The sequence below is a fragment of the Pseudomonas sp. 65/3-MNA-CIBAN-0223 genome (genome assembly GCF_040310425.1).
GTDB lineage: Bacteria > Pseudomonadota > Gammaproteobacteria > Pseudomonadales > Pseudomonadaceae > Aquipseudomonas > Aquipseudomonas gregormendelii.
On record NZ_JBEOPV010000360.1, the window covers coordinates 1 to 235 of the forward strand.

General features: G+C 62.6%; 1 protein-coding gene. It reads left to right on the top strand.

What is annotated here, in order from left to right; all coding sequences use genetic code 11:
* Nucleotides 1-235, top strand: a 235-nt coding sequence (locus AAEZ09_RS29220) for a hypothetical protein (RefSeq protein ID WP_350601805.1), incomplete at both ends; no start/stop codon positions are given.

Genomic DNA, 235 nt, shown 5'->3' on the forward strand with positions numbered 1-235 from the left:
GGCCTACTTCCCCCATGAGCACGCACGCAGCCGCGCCTATCGCTGGGGCGAGGACGGCTTGGCCGGTTTCAGTGACAAGGCCCAACGCTGGTGCCTGGGCCTGGCGCTGTGGAACGAGCGCGATGCAATCCTCAAGGAACGCCTGTTCGGCCTCAACAACGCCGAAGGCAACCACGGTGAAGACGTCAAGGAACTGTACTTTTTCGTCGATGGCGTGCCGAGCCATGCCTACATG